The sequence below is a fragment of the Methylobacterium platani genome, from assembly GCF_001653715.1.
In the GTDB taxonomy this organism is placed as follows: Bacteria; Pseudomonadota; Alphaproteobacteria; order Rhizobiales; family Beijerinckiaceae; genus Methylobacterium; species Methylobacterium platani.
In genome coordinates this window covers 1-2463 of the sequence record NZ_LWHQ01000098.1, presented here as the reverse complement: position 1 = coordinate 2463, position 2463 = coordinate 1, and the positions used below count along the sequence as shown (strand labels likewise).

Sequence of the window (2463 nt, the reverse complement as noted above, 5' to 3'; positions counted from 1 at the left end):
ACAGAAACGGGGCAATCCCAGTCCCGGGCTTCTGCCGGGCCTCACAGTGCTTCAGGTAGGCATCCGCGACGCTGCCGAGCGTGACAGCGGCAGCCTTCTTCGCGGCGGCCTTCTCGGCGTGCGGGTCGTTGCCGGTCAGGGCCTTGGCGAGAAGCGTCCGGGCCTGCCGCCGGGCCTCATCCAGCGTGAGCGTGTCAATAGCGCCGATGGTGAGGCGCTTGGCCGTACGCTCCCCGGCCGGCCGGTACTGGACTACGTAGCGGCGGCTTCCCCCCGCACTCACCTTGACACCAAAGCCAGGCACCTCGGTGTCCCACGCGAAGAAGTTCGTCTTACCGTCCGGTACGGACAGGGCAGCAAGCGACTGGCGGGTAAGGCGTTGGGCGGGCATTTTGGTAAGCCAGTGGTAAGCCAGAAGGCGATCGTTCGTGGCACGACGATACGCTTTCTGCTCGCAAAAACTAGAGGCCATGAAGGAAATTGGCCCTATATAATGGCTTACCAAGCCTCATGACAGCATATAATCCAAGACTGGGGGACTAGGGGTCGGAGGTTCGAATCCTCTCGCTCCGACCATTAAAAACTCTGTTTCGGTAGAGACTTACGACAGGCGGCCTCCGGGTCGCCTTCGTCGTTTCTGGGGTCCGGAGTCCAGCAGGGATTCGACTCTGCGAGCCATCTCGGGCCGATCTGTCGCACCATCCTGCTGCGCCTGCCCCGGCGCGTCGAGCCGCACGAGGTGAGCGACATGCCGCGACGTCCACCCCGTTCGCTTCGGTCGTCAGGAACGAGAACAGTCGGTGCTCCTCCTCGACGGGCTCATCCCGCTTCGGGCCGCGGATGCCGGTCCATGGCCGCCAGATCCCCGCGAAGGCAAACAGCGGCCGACTCTCGTCGAGAGCGAACCACACCGGCGTCTTGCGGGGTTTGGTGTCGGCATACTCGCTGAACGAGGTCACCGGCACCAGGCAGCGGTGCGCCGGCTTGAGCCAGGGCCGCCAGTACGGCGAGGCGACGTTGCGCACGTTGGTGACCGGCTGCGTGCCGACCTTCGGCGGCGGCGGGAAGCCCCAGCGCATCATCGTGAGCACCCGCTCGCCGTCGTCCATATGCACGACGGGCGCCATCTGGTCGGGGAAGACCCCGGGCAGCGGCGGCAGGTTGCCGGCCCCGTCGCGGTCGACTGCAAAGGTGCGCCGTATCTCGTCCTGGGAGCGGGCAGAGCTGTAGAGATTGCACATGGCCGGGATCGTGGCCTGTCAAGCTCTGCCAATCTTTTAACAGCGATGATGCGCGGCCATCCGTGTTCGACCTCAACAAATTTCTACATAATTTGATGTTCTACCTATGCATTACAGCGGCGAATACCCAAGTTTTATATCGTCATGCAAATTATTTACCTATGTAGTTCATATTCAAATGAGAAAAACAACCGGTATTGTTGTGTTTAGGCATGCTTTTGGAATGCATGATCTAGCAGGATGGAGTTTGAAATGTCGCTTTCTTTCAAGGGCGATATCCGCGCCCACCGAATCTTCAATACCCGCTTCAACGCGCCTGGCGTGCATAAAGGCAGCGTAGTCATGGTTTCCTTATCGGAAATCGGCCGATCTAATCAGGCTGGAGGTCTGGATACGCCATTTACAGGCAATGCCACGATGAAAGTTTATAATGTATCGCCAGGCGAGGGATTTGTGCAAATACGAGGAGAAATTGACTGGGACAATGATCTTGATATTCAAATAAGCTTGTTTGTCGCTTAGTGCTCAATGAAGTTCACTGATGTGATGCGCTCATCAAAGGCACCTCGCTCAACTGCGTCGTGAACCGTGGCGAGCGCAGTATATCGTGGCAGGGCGCGAGAGCCCTGCCACTGCTGTCGATCGGCTCTTCGTGGTCAGATGCAGCGCAGCGTACCGTCCGGCATGCGGACGGCGGGATGCCCCTTCGTCCGCAGGCACCAAGCCTGGTTCTGACCGCCGAATACGCACCGACCCCGGTAGTTGCGATGGCCGTTAGGCCCGCACCCGCCTAACGCCGATGCTGGGGTGGGCATCATTGACGCTACAGTCGAGAGGGCAAACCCTCCAACGATCATGACAGCCAGCTTCTTCATAACCGACCCCTCTTCCCGCTTTAAGGCTTAACGGGTCGACATTGGTAGCGCGCGTAGACGAGTGAGGTCTATGGTTGAATTTGTGTCTGATTGTAATTCTGCCGGGCAATCGCATTGACCATCGGCACTTCATTAAGTCTAGTTGTGAACCTTGCAGACCGCATCTCGAACGTCGTCGACCAGGTGCGCTTCGCGACCAGCCCGGCCCGCGCCGGCACAACGGCCGAAGCGGCCGCCGTCGAGATCGAAGCGCTCGCGAAGCGCCGGCTCGCCGACGAATACGACGCAGCGCGGAAGCGGGGCGAAGTCGCTCAGCTCGGTACCAACTAGTGCACTGACTCAAACGG

General features: G+C 59.7%; 6 protein-coding genes. 2 read left to right on the top strand and 4 right to left on the bottom strand.

All coding sequences use genetic code 11. The features are described from left to right. Together A5481_RS31165 and A5481_RS33065 are read right to left on the bottom strand one after the other, a co-directional pair. A partial coding sequence (locus tag A5481_RS31165) for an Arm DNA-binding domain-containing protein (RefSeq protein ID WP_048437683.1) occupies positions 1-391 on the bottom strand: 391 nt, incomplete at its 3' end. A gap of 148 nt (positions 392-539) precedes the next feature. Then, complete coding sequence (locus A5481_RS33065; RefSeq protein ID WP_245239286.1) at positions 540-1241, bottom strand: SOS response-associated peptidase; 702 nt, start codon at positions 1239-1241, stop codon at positions 540-542. Positions 1242-1481: 240 nt separating this feature from the next. Here A5481_RS33065 and A5481_RS34380 point away from each other — a divergent pair, with 240 nt between their 5' ends. Beyond that, a complete protein-coding gene (locus A5481_RS34380; protein ID WP_156312263.1) occupies positions 1482-1763 on the top strand; it encodes a hypothetical protein in 282 nt (93 codons plus the stop codon). A gap of 134 nt (positions 1764-1897) precedes the next feature. Here the strand turns inward: A5481_RS34380 and A5481_RS35990 are convergent, their stop codons facing one another. Both A5481_RS35990 and A5481_RS34375 read right to left on the bottom strand, forming a co-directional pair. Continuing rightward, on the bottom strand, positions 1898-2098 hold the full coding sequence (locus A5481_RS35990; RefSeq protein ID WP_425339778.1) for a GCG_CRPN prefix-to-repeats domain-containing protein: 201 nt from the start codon (positions 2096-2098) through the stop codon (positions 1898-1900). Between the two features lie 86 nt (positions 2099-2184). Beyond that, positions 2185-2316, bottom strand: coding sequence for a DUF4113 domain-containing protein (locus A5481_RS34375; RefSeq protein WP_342447370.1), 132 nt, complete (start codon positions 2314-2316; stop codon positions 2185-2187). On the opposite strand from A5481_RS34375, the gene A5481_RS35865 reads away from it, so the two are divergent. Then, complete coding sequence (locus A5481_RS35865) at positions 2261-2446, top strand: hypothetical protein (RefSeq protein ID WP_048437681.1); 186 nt, start codon at positions 2261-2263, stop codon at positions 2444-2446. The genes A5481_RS34375 and A5481_RS35865 overlap by 56 nt on opposite strands. The last annotated feature ends 17 nt before the right edge of the window (positions 2447-2463 follow it).